The organism is Caulobacter sp. BE254 (assembly GCF_031457295.1).
In the GTDB taxonomy this organism is placed as follows: Bacteria; Pseudomonadota; Alphaproteobacteria; order Caulobacterales; family Caulobacteraceae; genus Caulobacter.
The window spans coordinates 352,469-368,135 of sequence record NZ_JAVDWJ010000004.1 but is presented as its reverse complement, the minus strand read 5'-3'; the positions used below and the strand labels follow the sequence as shown (position 1 = coordinate 368,135).

General features: G+C 68.9%; 13 protein-coding genes. 10 read left to right on the top strand and 3 right to left on the bottom strand.

The window, feature by feature from the left end:
- Nucleotides 1–32: 32 nt before the first annotated feature.
- Together J2X41_RS10565 and J2X41_RS10560 are read right to left on the bottom strand one after the other, a co-directional pair.
- A complete protein-coding gene (locus tag J2X41_RS10565) occupies nucleotides 33–2,192 on the bottom strand; it encodes an amylo-alpha-1,6-glucosidase (protein ID WP_310081706.1) in 2,160 nt (719 codons plus the stop codon).
- Nucleotides 2,193–2,315: 123 nt separating this feature from the next.
- Nucleotides 2,316–3,380, bottom strand: a complete 1,065-nt coding sequence (locus tag J2X41_RS10560) for a glycosyltransferase family 4 protein (protein WP_310081704.1) — start codon at nucleotides 3,378–3,380, stop codon at nucleotides 2,316–2,318.
- Nucleotides 3,381–3,595: 215 nt separating this feature from the next.
- On the opposite strand from J2X41_RS10560, the gene J2X41_RS10555 reads away from it, so the two are divergent.
- The 3 genes from J2X41_RS10555 (at nucleotide 3,596) to J2X41_RS10545 (ending at nucleotide 6,330) form a co-directional block, all read left to right on the top strand.
- Nucleotides 3,596–5,092, top strand: coding sequence for a L,D-transpeptidase family protein (locus J2X41_RS10555; RefSeq protein WP_310081702.1), 1,497 nt, complete (start codon nucleotides 3,596–3,598; stop codon nucleotides 5,090–5,092).
- Between the two features lie 181 nt (nucleotides 5,093–5,273).
- Nucleotides 5,274–5,954 (top strand): DUF882 domain-containing protein, encoded by a 681-nt coding sequence (locus J2X41_RS10550; RefSeq protein WP_310081701.1) that lies wholly within the window; start codon nucleotides 5,274–5,276, stop codon nucleotides 5,952–5,954.
- A gap of 28 nt (nucleotides 5,955–5,982) precedes the next feature.
- Nucleotides 5,983–6,330 (top strand): hypothetical protein, encoded by a 348-nt coding sequence (locus tag J2X41_RS10545; RefSeq protein ID WP_310081699.1) that lies wholly within the window; start codon nucleotides 5,983–5,985, stop codon nucleotides 6,328–6,330.
- A 239-nt stretch (nucleotides 6,331–6,569) separates the two neighbouring features.
- On the opposite strand, the gene J2X41_RS10540 is transcribed toward J2X41_RS10545, so the two are convergent.
- Nucleotides 6,570–7,610: a substrate-binding domain-containing protein gene (locus J2X41_RS10540; RefSeq protein WP_310081697.1), complete on the bottom strand. Its 1,041-nt coding sequence runs from the start codon at nucleotides 7,608–7,610 to the stop codon at nucleotides 6,570–6,572.
- A gap of 248 nt (nucleotides 7,611–7,858) precedes the next feature.
- Between J2X41_RS10540 and J2X41_RS10535 the strand changes: the two genes are divergently transcribed.
- The 7 genes from J2X41_RS10535 to J2X41_RS10505 all read left to right on the top strand — a co-directional run bounded on the left by J2X41_RS10535 (nucleotide 7,859) and on the right by J2X41_RS10505 (nucleotide 15,665).
- Nucleotides 7,859–8,011: a hypothetical protein gene (locus J2X41_RS10535; RefSeq protein ID WP_310081695.1), complete on the top strand. Its 153-nt coding sequence runs from the start codon at nucleotides 7,859–7,861 to the stop codon at nucleotides 8,009–8,011.
- Between the two features lie 236 nt (nucleotides 8,012–8,247).
- Nucleotides 8,248–10,698, top strand: coding sequence for a TonB-dependent receptor (locus J2X41_RS10530; RefSeq protein ID WP_310081693.1), 2,451 nt, complete (start codon nucleotides 8,248–8,250; stop codon nucleotides 10,696–10,698).
- A gap of 74 nt (nucleotides 10,699–10,772) precedes the next feature.
- Complete coding sequence (locus J2X41_RS10525) at nucleotides 10,773–12,071, top strand: MFS transporter (protein WP_310081692.1); 1,299 nt, start codon at nucleotides 10,773–10,775, stop codon at nucleotides 12,069–12,071.
- A gap of 12 nt (nucleotides 12,072–12,083) precedes the next feature.
- Entirely contained in the window at nucleotides 12,084–13,148 is a 1,065-nt protein-coding gene (locus tag J2X41_RS10520) for an LLM class flavin-dependent oxidoreductase (RefSeq protein WP_310081690.1), read from the top strand.
- Complete coding sequence (locus tag J2X41_RS10515; RefSeq protein WP_310081689.1) at nucleotides 13,145–13,783, top strand: cysteine hydrolase; 639 nt, start codon at nucleotides 13,145–13,147, stop codon at nucleotides 13,781–13,783. Before J2X41_RS10520 ends, J2X41_RS10515 begins: the two co-directional genes overlap by 4 nt.
- Before the next feature lie 2 nt (nucleotides 13,784–13,785).
- On the top strand, nucleotides 13,786–15,174 hold the full coding sequence (locus tag J2X41_RS10510; RefSeq protein ID WP_310081687.1) for a peptidase M20: 1,389 nt from the start codon (nucleotides 13,786–13,788) through the stop codon (nucleotides 15,172–15,174).
- The gene (locus J2X41_RS10505) at nucleotides 15,171–15,665 is read left to right on the top strand and encodes a flavin reductase family protein (protein ID WP_310081686.1); all 495 of its coding nucleotides are present in this window, start codon (nucleotides 15,171–15,173) and stop codon (nucleotides 15,663–15,665) included. Before J2X41_RS10510 ends, J2X41_RS10505 begins: the two co-directional genes overlap by 4 nt.
- Nucleotides 15,666–15,667: the final 2 nt, after the last annotated feature.

Sequence of the window (15,667 nt, the reverse complement as noted above, 5' to 3'; positions counted from 1 at the left end):
GGTTCGGTTCGGGTTTTCGCGCGGAAGGGCGGTCAGCGCCGGATCAGGATCGGCACCGGCGACGACTTGCTGGTGTGGGCCGCCACATGGGCGCCGATGTGTTCGAAGGTGATGTCGGTGCAGACGCCGCCGATCCTGAGGCCGTCGACCTGCAGGTGGTCGATGCCGATCGGCAGGCGCGGGTCGGTCAGGCGCACCTCGCCGCGCCAGCCGTCGACGGTGATCCCCAGGCACGCCTGCAGCATCATGAAGGCCGAGCCGGCCGCCCAGGCCTGGGGCAGGCAGGCCACCGGATAGGCCACCGGCGGCTCGCCCGGCTGACGCGGGAAGCCGCAGAACAGCTCGGGCAGGCGCATCTCGTAGTGGGCGGCGGTCTCGAACAGGCCCGAGGTCATCTCCACCACCCCGTCGCGGTGGCCGTAGCGGGCCAGGCCCATGGCGCAGATCGCCGTGTCGTGCGGCCAGACCGAGCCGTTGTGATAGCTCATCGGATTGAAGCGGGGTTCGCCCTGGGCCAGGGTCCGCACGCCGAAGCCGTTGTGGAACGCCGCCGACAGCAGGGCGTCGGCCACCTTGGCGGCGCGCTCGGGCGAGGGCAGGCCGCAGAACAGCAGGTGGCCGGGATTGGAGCCGCGCACCCGGCAGGGCTTGCCGTGGCCGTCGACCGCCATGGCGTAGAAGCCCTTGTCCTCCATCCAGAACTTGGTCTCGACCTCCAGGCGCAGGTGTTCGGCCTTGGCCCGCCAGCGCTCGGCGTTCGCGTGATCGCCGCGCCGCTCGGCCAGGTCGGCCATGCCCCGGAAGGCGGCGAAGGCGTAGCCCTGGACCTCGACCACGGCGATGGGACCGTCGGGGAACTTGCCGTCCTCGTGGAAGACGCTGTCCTCGCTGTCCTTCCAGTTCTGGTTCGACAGGCCGGAGTCCAGGCCGCGGGCGTAGTCGATCAGCCCGTCGCCGTCGCTGTCGCCGAAGTGCTCGATCCAGGCGATGGCGTTGAGCAGCGGCTCCCACAGGCTTTCGATGAAGGCCAGGTCGCCGGTGCGCTCGGCATAGGCGCAGGCCAGGGCCACGAACAGCGGCGTGGTGTCGACCCCGCCGTAGTAGCGGCCGAACGGCAGCTCGCCCAGGGCGGTCATCTCGCCCTTGCGGGTCTCGTGCATGATCTTGCCGGGCGCGCTGTCGCGGAAGGCGCTGACCTCCTCGGCCTGGTGCTCGGCCAGATAGCCCAGGACGCCCTTGGCCAGGCTGGGCTCGATCCACAGCACCTGCCAGGCGGTGATGATCGCGTCGCGGCCGAACGGCGTCGAGAACCAGGGGATGCCGGCATAGGGATAGGGGCCGGTGGCGAACTGGGTGGTCAGCAGGGCGAGATCCGCCCGCGACTTTTCCAGCCAGTCGTTGAACAGTCGGCCCGAGCTGTGCAGCCGCGCCCCGCGCCGCCGGCGGTTGCGCATGTCGATGCGGGCCCGGGCCGCCGCCGCCCGCCACCGCTCGCGGGTCGGCGGATGGGCGGGCTCGACCCCTACCTCGACGTAGAGGTCGAAATGGGTTTCGGGCGTCAGCATGAACATGAAGTCGGCGCGCTGCGGCCCCAGGCGGCCCGGCGGTTCGGAGAACGAGACGATGCTGGTGCGCCGCAGGCCGTCCAGGCCGTCATAGACATAGGTCACCGAGCGGCCGTTGGTCTCGGCGGGCAGAACCCGGCCGCGGGCCGGACGCTTGGAGCCGCGCACCTCGAACATGTCGTGGAAGTCGGCGTCGTATTCCAGACCGACCGGCAGGATGACCATGTCGCGGCTGTAGTTGACGAAGCGCAGGCGCTCGTACAGCCGCTGGTCCCACAGGAACCGCTTGCGCTCGATATGGATCGCGCCGTGCGGCGCCGCCGCTCCGCCCAGGGCGGGCAGGGGCTCGTTGGTGGAATGGGAGGTGAAGAACACGTTGTCCTGCGACACCGCCGCGCTCAGCAGGGCCGGCGCCCGGTTGCCGATCAGCAGGCGCAGCCGCGACAGCAGGCGGGTGTCGTCGTGGAACAGGCCGTCGGCCGCGCCCAGCACGTCGCCGAACGCGTCGGCCACCAGGAAGGTGTCCTTGTCCTTCAGGGCGAACAGCCGGTAGGGGACGCGCGGTTCGCCCGTCTCGCCCTGCTCGACGGCGCCGCTCGGGGTCGGGCCGGGTGTGAGATCGTCCATGTCCTTTGGCCCCTTGCGCTGAGGTCCCTCGAAAACCCGCCGCGCCGCGCGGGCTCGGCGGGCGGGTTCCCGATTCCTAAAACCTGATCATGTCTCCGACGCGGCGACCGCGTGAAGGCCGGATCAGGCGCTTTGGGCCAGCGTCAGGCGCGGCGGCGCGGACGCTTCTTCAAGTCGACCATAAAGGTCCAGGTAGCGACGAGCCATGGCGGTCGCCGAGAATCGTGTCTCGAATCGACGGCGGATCTTCCGGCGATCCAGGTCGCCCAGGCGTCGGACGGCGGCGACCGCCTCGTCCTCGTTGCGGACGATGAAGCCGGTCAGGCCGTCCTCGATCACTTCGGGCACCGAGCCGCAGTCGTAGGCGATCACCGGCGTGCCGCAGGCCATGGCCTCGATCATCACCAGACCGAACGGCTCGGGCCAGGCGATCGGGAACAGCAGGGCGTCGGCGCCGCCCAGGAAGGCGGACTTTTCGTGGTCGCCGATCTCGCCGATGAACTCGATCAGCGGGTGGTCCAGCAGGTGCTCGACCTCGTCGTGGAAATAGGCCCGATCGGCGGCGTCGATCTTGGCGGCGATCTTGAGCCTCTTGCCCAGTCGCTTGGCGATGGCGATGGCCCGATCAGGACCCTTCTCGGGCGAGATGCGGCCCAGGAAAGCCAGGTAACCATCTGATTTCACTCGGAAATCGTAGATCTCCTCGGCCATGCCGTGCAGCACCGTGCCGGCCCAGTTGGCGAAGGGCAGGGGCCGGCGCTGGTCGTCCGAGATCGACACCAGCGGGAACTGCGGCCAGCGGCGATAGACGCCCGGCAGGTCCTTCAGGTCCAGCCGTCCGTGCAGGGTGGTCAGGGTCCGCCCCGGCATGTCCTCGAACATCGGGAAGTGGATCATGTCGGTGTGGAAATGGATCACGTCGAAGCGGCGAGCCTGGCGGCGGACCTCGGCCAGCATGGCCATGTGGGCCGCCAGGTCCGACTTGAGCAGGGCGGGGTCCAGGCGGATGGCCTGGTCGCGCACGACCACCAGCTCGGCCTTGGTGCGGGCGTCGCCCGAGGCGAACAGGGTGACGTCGTGGCCCAGGTCGACCAGGGCGTCCGTGAGGTGCGCGACGACCCGCTCGGTGCCGCCGTAAAGGCGTGGCGGGACGGCTTCGTACAGGGGCGGAACCTGGGCGATCCTCATGAGTGGAATCCTGACGATGAAAGGGCGCGACCACGCGCCCCGACGTGGGATCAAACCGCCAGTGTGGCCTTAAGGTTCCGCATTGAGAATAAAGAACCATAAGCTGTCTGAACCGTTGGCCTTCAATGATACGGACATTGACGAGCCTAGGTCGCGGCGGCCATTTGAGGACGCGCGGACCGGCCGCGTGCGAGCGTGCGCGAGACCTTTCGACGGTGACCAAGTCCTGGACCAAACGTGACGCGCTGCTTGGCGGCGCGGTCTCTCTTTTCTCGCTGTCGTCGGCCGCCGCCCAGCTCCAGAATCCGCCCCTGGTGCGGGTCCCGCAGCAGCCCGCCTTGCCGCCGCCGACCAGCGTGGTCCTGCGGTCCGACCAGGTCGAGCTGCTGCTGCGGACCCTGGGCCAGGCCTACACCCACGGCTTCGAATCCGTGGCCTTCGCGCCTGACACGGTCCTGCCGCTGCTGAACGCCCGCGACGCCGGGGCCCGTCAGGCGGGGCAGGCCCAGCTGATCGGTCTGACCCTGCGCTACGCCAAGGCCGTGCGCACCGGCCGCTTGGCGCCGGACGCCTTCCTCGGCGACTGGGGCCTGCGTCCCGCGCCCTACGACCCGGGCCCGGACTTCGTCCAGGCCGCCGCCCAGGACCGCCTGGGCCCGTGGCTCGACAGCCTGCCGCCGCCCTATACCGGCTATCAGACCCTGCGGAAGGGCCTGGCGACCTATCGCGACATCGCCGCGGTCGGCGGCTGGAAGACCCTGGCGACGGGCGAGCCACTGAAGCTGGGCGCGACCGGCGATCCGCGCATCGCCGCCTTGGAGGCCCGGCTGGCCGTCGAGGACGCGACCGTGGCCGTCGACAGGGCCCCGGTGTTCGACGCCGCCCTGCAGCAGGCCCTGATGCGCGCCCAGAAGCGCTTCGGCCTCAATCCGGACGGCGGTCTGGGGCCCGCAACCCTGGCGGCTCTGAATGTGCCGGTCGAGCGCCGGATCGACCAGATCCTGGCCAATATGGAGCGCTGGCGCTGGCTGCCCCAGCAGCTGCCGGCCGACCGCATCCAGGTCAATATCGCCGCCGCGGTGATGAGCGTCTTCCATGACGACGCCCCGAACCTGACCATGCGGGCGGTGACCGGCCGCCCCGGCGACGAGACGCCGATGCTGCAGTCGACGATCCGCTCGATCGTGCTCAATCCGCCGTGGAACGTGCCCTCGTCGATCGCCGCCAAGGAGCTGTGGCCCAAGGAGCGGGCCAATCCCGGCTATCTGAAGCGCAACGACTTCGTCGTCATCTCGACGGGCGAGGGGACCTCGCGGCTGCAGCAGAAGGCGGGGCCCAAGGCGGCCCTGGGCCTGGTCAAGTTCGACTTCGACAACCCCTACGGCGTCTATCTGCACGACACGCCCAGCCGCTCGAAGTTCGCCAGCTTCAGCCGCCTGGCCAGCCACGGCTGCGTGCGGCTGGAAAAGCCGATCCCGCTGGCCAAGCAGCTGCTGGCCTCCAGCCCCGACTGGCAGCCGGACGTCGTCGACGCCACCCTGGCGGCGGGCAAGACGGTGCGCGCCCCCCTGGCCCAGCCCATCGCCGTATTTCTGCTCTACTGGACGGCCTATATGACCCCGGACGGGCAGATGAACTTCCGCGACGACCCGTATGGTTGGGATAGGGAGCTGGTGCAGCGTATCGCCGCAGGAGCCCCCGGCCCAGCTTGACCCGCGGCGACGCGTAAGGCCTCTTCCCGGGGCAGCAGCCTTTCGTTTCGGCTGGCCTTCCGTTTGGAAGGCCTTGGCCGTTTCGTAAAGACTCTGGCGTTTTAGTGCTCGCGTGAGGGTCGCCAAGTGCGGCGATCCGGCCTTCCGGCGTCGCGCGGGGTCAGTCCGGGGAAGCGTAATCATGATCGAACGACGCAAGCTGTTGGGGCTTGGCCTCGGCGTGCTCGGCGCAAGCGCGGTCGGGCCGATGGCGGCCTTCGCCCAATCGAAACTGGGAGTCTCCGACCCGATCGGCGACCTCCTGCAAAGCCAGTCGGACCTCGCCGAGGGCCTGCCCGCCGAAGGCCTGCCGGCCGCCGCCGCCCCGCCGGTCGCGGCTCCGGTCGCCCGCACCTCGGCCGCTTCCCACGCCCCGCGCTGGCTGAAGCTGCACAACATCCATACCCAGGAAAAGCTGGAAGCGGTCTATTTCGACAAGGGCGAGTACGTGCCCGACGCCGTCCAGGCCCTGGACAAGGTGCTGCGCGACTACCGCACCGGCGACGTCTATTCGATGCATCCGGAGCTGTTCGACACGCTGTCGGCCCTGGCCCAGAAGACCGAGACCAAGTCGCATTTCCAGGTGATCTCCGGCTACCGCTCGCCGCGCACCAACGCCATGCTGCACGAACGCAGCGGCCAGGTCGCCAAGCGCAGCCTGCACATGGACGGCAAGGCCATGGACGTCTATCTGGAGGACGTCGCGCTGGATCGACTGAGGGCCGCGGCCCTGGATCTGGGACGCGGCGGCGTGGGTTATTACCCCGTCAGCAATTTCGTCCATGTCGACGTCGGACCCGTCCGGCGTTGGGTCGGCTCGTAAGGGGGCCGCAGAGTCAGAGGAAGCCCGGATGGCCAAGGCCGAACGTCATAGCAACCCGTTCGGATGGATTCTCCTGGGGGCCCTGGTCGGGGCCATCGCCACCGCCGGCGTGCTGCTGATCGCCTCTTCCATGGACTTCGACGGCGGCTACAAGCCAGGACCAGCCGAGATCCGTACTGCCGCCGAGGACGCGGCCGCTGTCGCCGCCGCCCGCCCGGCCCCGGTGGCCGCTGCGCCCAAGCCTGCGGCGCCGCCGCCGGTCGTCACCGTTCCGCCCCCCGCCGCCGAGCCGCCGACCGTCGACGCCCAGATGGCCGACGACGCCGCCGCCGCGGGCATGACCTCCCGCGCGCCCGCCGAGCAGCCGACGAACTGAGTTTCCGCTCGGCCTGTATTCGCAAATAGCCATCGTCATCCCGGGCCTTGTGCCCGGGACCCCTCTCTCCGCTGCAGGTGCAGGGGTGTGGCGCGCTGGCGCGCCAAGGCGCTTCACTATCGGCTGAGCCAGGGATCCCGGGCACAGGGGCCCGGGATGACGTGCTTGTTGGTGACAGGGACAACGAAGAACGGCCCCGGATCGCTCCGGGGCCGTTTCCATAAGCTCTGGACGAAGACCTACGACTTCGGCGCGGCCATCGGCGACAGCTTGCCGGCGGCGGCCTTCATGGCCTCATGCTGGGCCGGGGGCAGGGGGATCAGGCCGCGGCCCTGCAGGTAGCCGCCCCGGCCGGTGGCCGCGTCGGACACGAACTCGGCGACGAACTCCTTCAGACCCGGGGTCACGCCGACCTGGTCCTTCTTGACGTACAGGTACAGCGAGCGCGACAGCGGGTACTGGCCGCTGGCGATCGCCTGGGCCGTGGGCTTGACGCCATTGACGCTGGCGCCCTTGATGCGATTGGCGTTCTCCTCGAGGAAGCTGTAGCCGAACACGCCCAGGGCGCCCGGGGTCTTCTCGATGGTGCCGATGATGGCGTTGTCGTTCTCGCCGGCGTCGACCCAGCCGCCGTCGGTGCGCAGCGGGTCGACCTTGGCCTTGAAGGCCTTTTCGTCGCTGTCGTGCAGGGCCTTGGCGGTCGGGAACTTCTTGGCGCCGGCCTCGATGGCCAGCTCGACGAAGGCGTCGCGGGTGCCCGAGGTGGGCGGCGGGCCGTAGACCAGGATGCGGTTGGTCGGCAGGCCGGCGCCGACATCCTTCCAGGTCTTGTAGGGATTGGCCACGAACTGGCCGCCGCGCAGCACGGTCTGGCCCAGGCCCAGATACAGGTGCTCGACCTTGAAGTTGTAGTCCGGAGCGGACTTGTCCATGGCCACGACGATGCCGTCGAAGCCGATCTTCAGCTCGACGATGTTGTTGACGCCCTTGGCCTTGCAGGCCTCGAACTCGGACTTCTTCATCGGACGCGAGGCGTTGGCGATGTCGGGGAACTTCTCGCCCATGCCGCCGCAGAACATCTTGATGCCGCCTCCGGTGCCCAGGCTCTCGACCTTGGGCGCCTTCTTGCCGGTCTTCTTGGCGAAGTTCTCGGCGGTGCGGGTGGAGAAGGGGAACACGGTCGACGATCCGGCGGCCCAGACGTAGTCGCGGGCGGCGTGGGCGCTGGACGCGCCGGCCAGCAGGCCAAGCGCGGCGGTGGCTCCGAGCAGGGTCTTCATCGGGGCATTTCCTAGTTTGCGGGGGCGAACGAGAAGGGACATGCGAACTCTACGTCCCATGCCGAAGTCATTTGTCACAGTTTGGCGACAGTTTTGCGACGGCGTCCGTGTGCGGACGATCCCTGGCGCTTGCGGAAGGTTCAGCGCTCCTGCGATCGGGCGCGTCAGACGGTCGCGCCGCCCGGAAGGGCCCGTCAACCAGGCGGCAACTCCTGGGGCGGCATCCTTTCCGCCGAGGAGGCCCGTCCATGTCCGCGCTCGCCACGCTCCGCAGCCTTGCCTTCATGGCCGTCATCGCCGGCGGCCTGGTCACCGCCGCCTGGGACGGCGCCCGGTCCATGTCCTGGGTCCACGATCGTGACCGCGGCGACGTCGTCTGGATCGCCACCGGCCCGCGCTGACCCTGCGCCCTACGCTTTTGGCGGCTCCTTGTGCGCGGTGGATCAAGTTTCTTGACCCCCGTCGTGCGAAAAGGGGCGGCGGCTGAGCAAGAACCGGGCGGTGGAGACATTTCCTTCAAAATGTCAGACGCCGATCCGGCCAGCCGGCGGCGGCTGGGCGATGCTGGTCCTCAAGAGGCGTCGTCCTGGGGATATCACCGCGGGTGATGGGCGCGACGACCTCGAACGAGGACGTCATGTCGAACCAACGGCTCTTGATGGCGGGATCTTCCGTCGCTGTTCTGCTCGCTCTATCCGTCGTCGCGTCGCCCGCCTTCGCCGCCGATCCGGCGGCTGACCCGGCCGACGCCTCGACCGCCGTCGACGAGATCGTGGTCAAGGCGCGCGACAAGGCGGGGCTGCTGGAGACCAAGCCCAACAACACCGTGTTCGGCCTCGACAAGCCGCTGCTGGAGACCCCGCGCTCGGCCAGCTTCGTCAGCGACACCACCCTGCAGCGCTACGGCATCGAGACCATCGACGGCCTGACCGCCGTCTCGCCCGGCACCTACACCGCCAGCTTCTACGGCGTGCCCGGCGCGCTCAACATCCGCGGCACCCTGGCCGAGAACTACTTCCGCGGCTTCAAGCGCATCGAGAACCGCGGCACCTATTCCACCCCGATCGGCGCGGCCGACCAGATCCAGATCGTGCGCGGTCCGCCCACCCCGATCTACGGCTCGGGCAAGGTGGGCGGCATGCTCAACTTCATCCCCAAGTCGGGCCGGAACGAGGGCGGCTATCTCAGCGAGCCGACAGGCGAGATCACCGCCACCTACGGCTCGTACAACCGCAAGAACGCCACGGCCCAGATCGGCCTGCCGGTGAACCTGGGTCCGGTGACCGGCGGCGTCTACGCCTATGGCGAGGTCGAGGACAGCCACAGCTTCTACAAGGGCGTCTATCCGCGCCGCCAGACCGGCGAGATTTCGGCCGACTTCGACCTGGGCGACGGCTGGACCACGGCGTTCGGCGGCATGAAGTACCACTCGGACGGCGACGTGCAGACGCCGGGCTGGAACCGCCTGACCCAGGGCCTGATCGACAACGGGACCTACACCACCGGCCGCGACACCACCCTGGTCGACAGCGACGGCAACGGCAAGATCACGCCGGGCGAGACGGGCTTCTACCCCTTCAGCAGCTATCTCTACATCGACGCGCCCAACAGATTTCTGCTGTTCCAGCCCAACGCCGCCGACAATCTGGCCCGCCATACGCTGGATACCGGCGTCGGCACGACCAAGCTGTCGCCGCGCACGGTCTATATCAGCCCGGCCGACTTCTCGAAGACCGACACCAACACGCTCTATTTCGACCTGGCCAAGGAACTGTCGCCCACCAGCTCGATCAAGGCGCAGCTGTTCTACGACGACCAGGAGAACAAGCGCTTCGTCTCGTACGGCTATCCGGCCTGGTTCGACAGCTCGGTCTGGGAAGGGCGGGTGACCTACAACTTCGCCTACGATCTGGGCCCGGTGACCAGCAAGTCGTTCGTGGGCGCGTCCTACCGGTCGTTCGACGGTCGCCGGCGCGAAGCCTACAACAGCGGCATGATCGCCCTGGACCGGCGCGACATCAGCCACGGCGCCACGGCCACCGACATCATCGACGACCCCTTCAGCACCGAACCGGCTGGCGTGACCGGCCTAGGCTGGGAAAACGACAATTCCAGCACCTGGACGCAGTCGGGCGTGTTCTTCACCAGCGACATCTATCTGGGCGCGCTGAACCTGATGCTGGGCGGCCGTTACGACGACTACGACGTCAAGTCCGAGGACACGGGCCTCTACACCTTCCAGGTCGTCGGCCAGCAGAAGGACTCCAAGGGCAAGGCCACCTATTCGGCCAGCCTCAGCTACAAGACGCCGATCGGCGTCCTGCCCTACATCACCTACGCCAAGGCCTCGGCGCTCGAGATGAGCCAGGCCGGCGATATCGCCGCCAGCCTGGTGGCCAACGACTCCTGGTTGTCGGACAGCGACCTGGCCGAGGCCGGCGTCAAGTTCCAGCTCCTGAAGGGCACGCTGGTCGGCTCGCTGTCGGCCTATCGCCAGAACCGCACCCAACTGACCAGCGGGACCAATCCCACGGTCCAGGGCACGCGCGCCAAGGGGGTGGAACTGGAAGTCCGCTGGCTGGCCAGCGAGCACTTCAGCTTCACCTTCGCGGGCAGCAACCAGCACACCACGGTCAAGGGGCCCGACCACAGCTTCGCCTACATCCCGGCCTACACCGCCGGCTTCACGGGCGTGAACGGCTACGGCGGCGGCTTCGTGACCTTCGACTTCTCCAGCCTGCCCGGCCGGGGCGGCGACTATGCCTACAGCCTGATCCCGCACTCGGTGATGAGCCTTTACGGGGCCTACACCAGCGATCCCCATGGGTGGGGCAAGGTGGGCGCCACCCTGGGCGCGACGATGGTGAGCAAGACCGCGACCCTCGTGCAGGATCCCATCGTCTATCCGAAATACACCGTCGCCAGCGCCTCTGCCTATTACGAGTACGGGCCGTACACGGTGACGGCCAACATCGATAACCTGTTCGACAAGCTCTACTTCACGCCCGACGCCGACAGCTACGCCAACCTCGGCGCGCTGCCCAGCAAGGGCCGCGAGTGGCGCGTGACCCTGTCGCGCAAGTTCTAGTTCCCCGTCCCGCGCCCCCGTCTCAAGGGATGGGACGGGGCGCGGGATCCAGCTTGGACGGAGGCCAAAGGCCCATGTCGACGACGATCCCGTGGAGGTCCTGGCTGCTGCTCGGCGCGCTGAGCCTGCTGCTGTTCCTGATCACCGCCTCGACCTTCTCGTCGCTGGGCGTGGTGCTGCCGGCGATGATCAAGGAGAACGGCTGGAGTTTCTTCCACGGCTTTCTCGGGTTCACCCTGCTGGGCGCGTTCTGCGGCGCCTCGTCGAAATTTCCCGCCATTCTGATCCGCAAGATCGGGGTGCGCGGCGCCATCCTGGCCGGTTCGGCGGTGATGGTCGCGGGCTTCGCCTGCCTGGCGCTGTCGCCGGGGCTGCTGGTCTACTGGCTGGGCACGGCGTTGCTGGGCGCGGGCTATCAGATGATGGCCCTGATTCCCGGCACCCACGTGCTGTCGATGCTGTTCAAGAAGCGCGCCCTGCCGTTCGGGATCTATTTCACCATCGGTTCGCTGGGCGGGGTCGCCGGGCCGTGGATGGTGGTGACGGGCATGGCCGCGGCCCATGGCGGCTGGCGGCCCTACTGGTGGGCCCAGGCCGCGGCTTCGGTGGTGGTCGGCGCCCTGTGCGCGGCCCTGGTCGGCGGCCGCGCCTGGCTGGAAGCCGCCGCCGCCCAGACCGACAAGGCCGTGGCTGAGGACATCCAGGCCGCGCCCGCCAACACCAAGGTCTATCGCACCGCCGTCGACTGGACGGTGAAGGAAGCCGTCGCCACCCCGCAGTTCTGGGTGATCATGGCCGCCTATTTCGCCCACCTGCTGGGCGGGGTGACCGCCGTCAGCCTGGCGCCCACCCACCTGAGCGAACTCCACGTGGCCTCGGCCGTGGCGATCGCGGCCATCAGCCTGGAATCCCTGATGCAGGTGGCGGCCCGGATGGGCGGCGGCCTGCTGGGCGATCGCGTCGACCCGCGCTGGCTGCTGGCCGGCGCCCAGGGGATGATGGCCGTCGGTCTGCTGGCCCTGGGCCACGCCGCCAGCTGGCCGCTGCTGGTGCTGTTCGCCGTGGGCGTGGGGATCGGGTTCGGCCTGACCGTGCTGGCGGTCAGCATCCTTCTGCTCAACTACTATGGCCGCAAGAACAACCTGGAGATCTTCTCCCTGGTCTGCCTGGTGGGCGCGGTCTCGGCCCTGGGCCCGGTGGTCGGTGGCGAGATGCGCGACCGTCTGGGCAGCTTCACGCCAACCTTCCAGGTGTGCGCCGCCATTATCGGCGTAATCTTCGTGGCGGCCTGTTTCATGCGGCCGCCGCGCAAAGCCATCGCACAAGAGCCGGTCGCCGAACCGGTCCCTGATATGCTTCAAGACGCCGCGTAAGGAGGAGCCGCCATGTTCCACAGTCCATCCAAGCACAAGGACTTCGGGGTCTTCCTGCCGGTCGCCAACGGCGGCTGGATCATCTCCAAGACCACCCCGGTCCTCGACGGCCTCTACCAGCAGAACCGGGCCGCGGCGGTGACCGCCGACCAGGTCGGCATGGACTTCGTGATGTCGATGGGCAAGTTCCGCGGCTTCGGTGGCGAGACCGACCACTGGGGCACGGCCCTGGAGTCGGTGACCATGATGGCCGGCATCGCCGAGGCCACCAAGAACGTGCGGATCTGGGCCACCATCCACCCGCTGCTGCAGAACCCGGCCGTGGCCGCCAAGATGATCGCCACGCTCGACCACATCAGCGGCGGCCGAGCGGGGCTGAACATCGTGGCCGGCGCCTACAAGGGCGAGTTCGACCAGATGGGGGCCTGGGACGACAGCCTGTCGCACGACGACCGCTACGCCCTGACCGAGGAATGGACGAAGGTGGTCAAGCGCCTGTGGGCCGAGGACAGCGTGGATTTCGCCGGCAAGTTCTTCACGATGAAGGACTGCCAGTCCAAGCCCAAGCCGTTGGCCAAGCCGCGTCCCGAGATCGTCTGCGCCGGCATGTCCGACCGCGGCTTCCAGTTCTCGGTGCGCGAGGCCGACGCCTGCTTCATCGGCGGCCGCACGCCCGACGAGCGCCGCGACGCCTCGCTGCGCGCCAAGACGACCGCCGAGGCGATGGGCAAGACCATCAAGACCTACGCCATGTGCACGGTGGTCCACGGCGACACCGACGCCAAGGCCGCGGCCATGGTCGAGCACTACAAGGACGGCGCCGACATGGGCGCGATCCTGGCCATGCTGGCCAGCTGGGGCGTGCCGGCCGAGAAGCTGGACACTGTCGCAAAACAGCAGGGGGCCTTCATGACCCACACCGTGGTCGGCGCGCCGGCCACCTGCGCCGCCCAGATCGAGGAATTCGTCACCTACTGCGAGCTGGACGGGCTGATGCTGATCTTCCCGGACTATGTGGAGGGCCTGACCATGTTCGGCGCCGACATCCTGCCGGGCCTGCGGGCGGTCTATTCGTGAGCGGGACTGACGACCTGGCCGCCTGGATCGCGCCGGGCCGCACGGCGGTGCTGGTGGTCGACATGCAGGTCGACTTCGCCTCGCCGGACGGGGCGCTGGGCGCGTTCATCGACATGGGCGTGGTCAAGCCCGCCCTGGCGGCCGCCGAAAAGCTGGTCGCCGACGCCCGCGCGGCCGGCGCGTCCGTGGTGTTCGTCGGCCTGTCGACCACGCCCGAGACCGACTCGCCCGCCTGGAACGAGCGCCTGCGCCGGCGCGGGGGAAACCCGGACGTCGACGCCGCCCTGTGCCGGGCCGGCCAGGCCGGATCCGAGTTCTACGGGCCCCAGCCGGCGCCGGGCGAACCGGTGGTGCGCAAGACCCGCTACAGCGGCTTCGTCGGCACCGACCTCGATCAGCGCCTGCGGGACATGGGCGTCGACACCCTGGTGGTGGCCGGCCTGACAACCGAGTGCTGCGTCGACAGCACCGTCCGCGACGCCTTCGACCTCGACTACCACGTGTTCGTCGCCGCCGACGCCTGCGCCGCCTACGAGGCGGACATGCACGAGGCGTCGCTGAAGGTGATGGAACTGAACAGCGCGATCCTGACCGACACGGCCGCGATCGCCGACGCCTGGAAAGGGGCCGCCTGAGCATGGCCGACGGATTTCCGCCCCTGGGCGCCAGCGCGCCCTACCAGGTCACCGACGAGGACCGCGCCGCCATCGCCGCCGCGATCAGCCAGGACGAGCTCGTCGAGCTGGCTCTGACCCTGGGCAACATCCCCGCGCCCTCGGGCAAGGAGCTGGAGGTCGCCACCTACGTCCACGACTGGATGGCGCGCGAGGGCTTCTCGCCGCGCAAGGTCGGGGCGACGCCGGAACGTCCGAACATCATCGGCACGCATGGCGGCAAGGGTGTCGGCAAGAACCTGCTGTTCACCGCCCACCTCGACACCGAGGCGCCGACCTGGAACCCGGACCTGGACGCCTACAAGTACGCGCCCGAGACCCTGGCCAATCCCGAATGGGAAAAGTGCTGGCTGGAGGACGGCAAGCTGTACGGCTACCCGATCGCCAACGATCGCGGGCCGATGAGCTGCTTCCTGATCGCCGCCAAGGCGCTGAAGACGGCCGGCTACGAGCTGGCCGGCAAGATGTACTTGACCGCCTGTCCCGGCGAGATCGGCCCCGAGCCGATCGAGGAGCACCGCGGCGTCGCCTATATGGGCAAGGATATCGGCGCCCATTACCTGTTCCATCACGGCGGTGTCGCCCCCGACTACGCCATCGCCGCCGAGGGCTGCGACTTCGGCCTGACCTGGGTGGGCTGTGGTTATGCGGTGTTCCGCTTCCAGGTGTGGGGGGAGGGGGTGTTCACCCCGCTGCTGGACCATCCCGAGACGGCGGCCCAGCATCCCAACCCGATCTACAAGATCGGCAAGCTGACCGAGGCCATCCACGCCTGGAGCGGCGAATACGAGAAGGCCAATCGCTACGACAGCCCCGGCGGCGTGGCCCAGCCCAAGTCGCAGATCGCCTCGATCCGCGGCGGCATCCCGTTCGCCTTCGGGGCCGGGACAGAGCTGGTGAACCTCTATCTCGAGGTGGGCCTGACACCGAAGCAGCGGGTGGCCGACGTCCAGCACTCGCTTGAGGCCATGGTCCGCGACGCCGGCCTGGGCCGCATCGACATCGAGCCGGTGGTGGTGCGCCACGGCTTCGAGGCCGACGCCCGCGAGGTGGCCCCGCTGGTCGCCGCCGTCGACGACGCCACCCGGCTGAGCCTGGGCCATCCGGTGGCCCTGGCCAACCCGGTCTATTCCAGCATGTGGCGCGACCACAACGTGTTCAACATGCACCGCATCCCGGCCATCACCACCGGCTTCAAGCGCTGGCGGCCGACCCCGCAGGACCTGGTCGACAGCGCCCTGGTCTACGCCCTGACCGCCCTGGCGGTCTGCGGCCGGGCCAGTCCCGAGGACAGCGGGAAACGTCCGGCTTCGGCGGTCTATCCCGACAACCCGTTCGGGGCCGAAGGATGAGCGCCGTCGCCAGGGACATGGCCCCCGAGCCGCACGACTTCCGCAAGGCCATGGGCAGCTTCGCGGCGGGGGTGACCGTGGTCACCGTCCGTCACGAGCAGCGCCTGGTCGGCACGACCGTGAGCGCCTTCAGCTCGGTATCGATGGACCCGCCGCTGGTCATGGTCTGCCTCAAGCGCGACAGCCGCACCCTGGCGGCGCTGGGCCAGGCCGGGACGTTCTGCGTCAACATCCTGGCCAGCGACCAGGGCGACCTGGCCCACCGCTTCGCCAGGAGCGGGGCCGACGACCGCTTCGCCCTGACCGCCGTCGAGGCCGGGGTTTGCGGCGCGCCGCTGCTGGCCGGCGCGGTGGCCGCGGTCGAATGCGAGCTGCACGCCGCCCACGACGGCGGCGATCACGAGATCCTGGTCGGCCGCGTCCTGCGCGTCGTGGTCGACGAAGCCAAGGCCCCGCTCGTCTATGTGCGCGGCGGGTTCCTGACCATTTAGTT

What these genes read in the sequence shown, in the direction of transcription:
- J2X41_RS10565 (WP_310081706.1), bottom strand. Translation starts at nt 2,192, where the DNA reads ATGGACGATCTCACACCCGGCCCGACCCCGAGCGGCGCCGTCGAGCAG.
- J2X41_RS10560 (WP_310081704.1), bottom strand. Translation starts at nt 3,380, where the DNA reads ATGAGGATCGCCCAGGTTCCGCCCCTGTACGAAGCCGTCCCGCCACGC.
- J2X41_RS10550 (WP_310081701.1), top strand. Translation starts at nt 5,274, where the DNA reads ATGATCGAACGACGCAAGCTGTTGGGGCTTGGCCTCGGCGTGCTCGGC.
- J2X41_RS10545 (WP_310081699.1), top strand. Translation starts at nt 5,983, where the DNA reads ATGGCCAAGGCCGAACGTCATAGCAACCCGTTCGGATGGATTCTCCTG.
- J2X41_RS10540 (WP_310081697.1), bottom strand. Translation starts at nt 7,610, where the DNA reads ATGAAGACCCTGCTCGGAGCCACCGCCGCGCTTGGCCTGCTGGCCGGC.
- J2X41_RS10535 (WP_310081695.1), top strand. Translation starts at nt 7,859, where the DNA reads ATGTCCGCGCTCGCCACGCTCCGCAGCCTTGCCTTCATGGCCGTCATC.
- J2X41_RS10530 (WP_310081693.1), top strand. Translation starts at nt 8,248, where the DNA reads ATGTCGAACCAACGGCTCTTGATGGCGGGATCTTCCGTCGCTGTTCTG.
- J2X41_RS10525 (WP_310081692.1), top strand. Translation starts at nt 10,773, where the DNA reads ATGTCGACGACGATCCCGTGGAGGTCCTGGCTGCTGCTCGGCGCGCTG.
- J2X41_RS10520 (WP_310081690.1), top strand. Translation starts at nt 12,084, where the DNA reads ATGTTCCACAGTCCATCCAAGCACAAGGACTTCGGGGTCTTCCTGCCG.
- J2X41_RS10510 (WP_310081687.1), top strand. Translation starts at nt 13,786, where the DNA reads ATGGCCGACGGATTTCCGCCCCTGGGCGCCAGCGCGCCCTACCAGGTC.
- J2X41_RS10505 (WP_310081686.1), top strand. Translation starts at nt 15,171, where the DNA reads ATGAGCGCCGTCGCCAGGGACATGGCCCCCGAGCCGCACGACTTCCGC.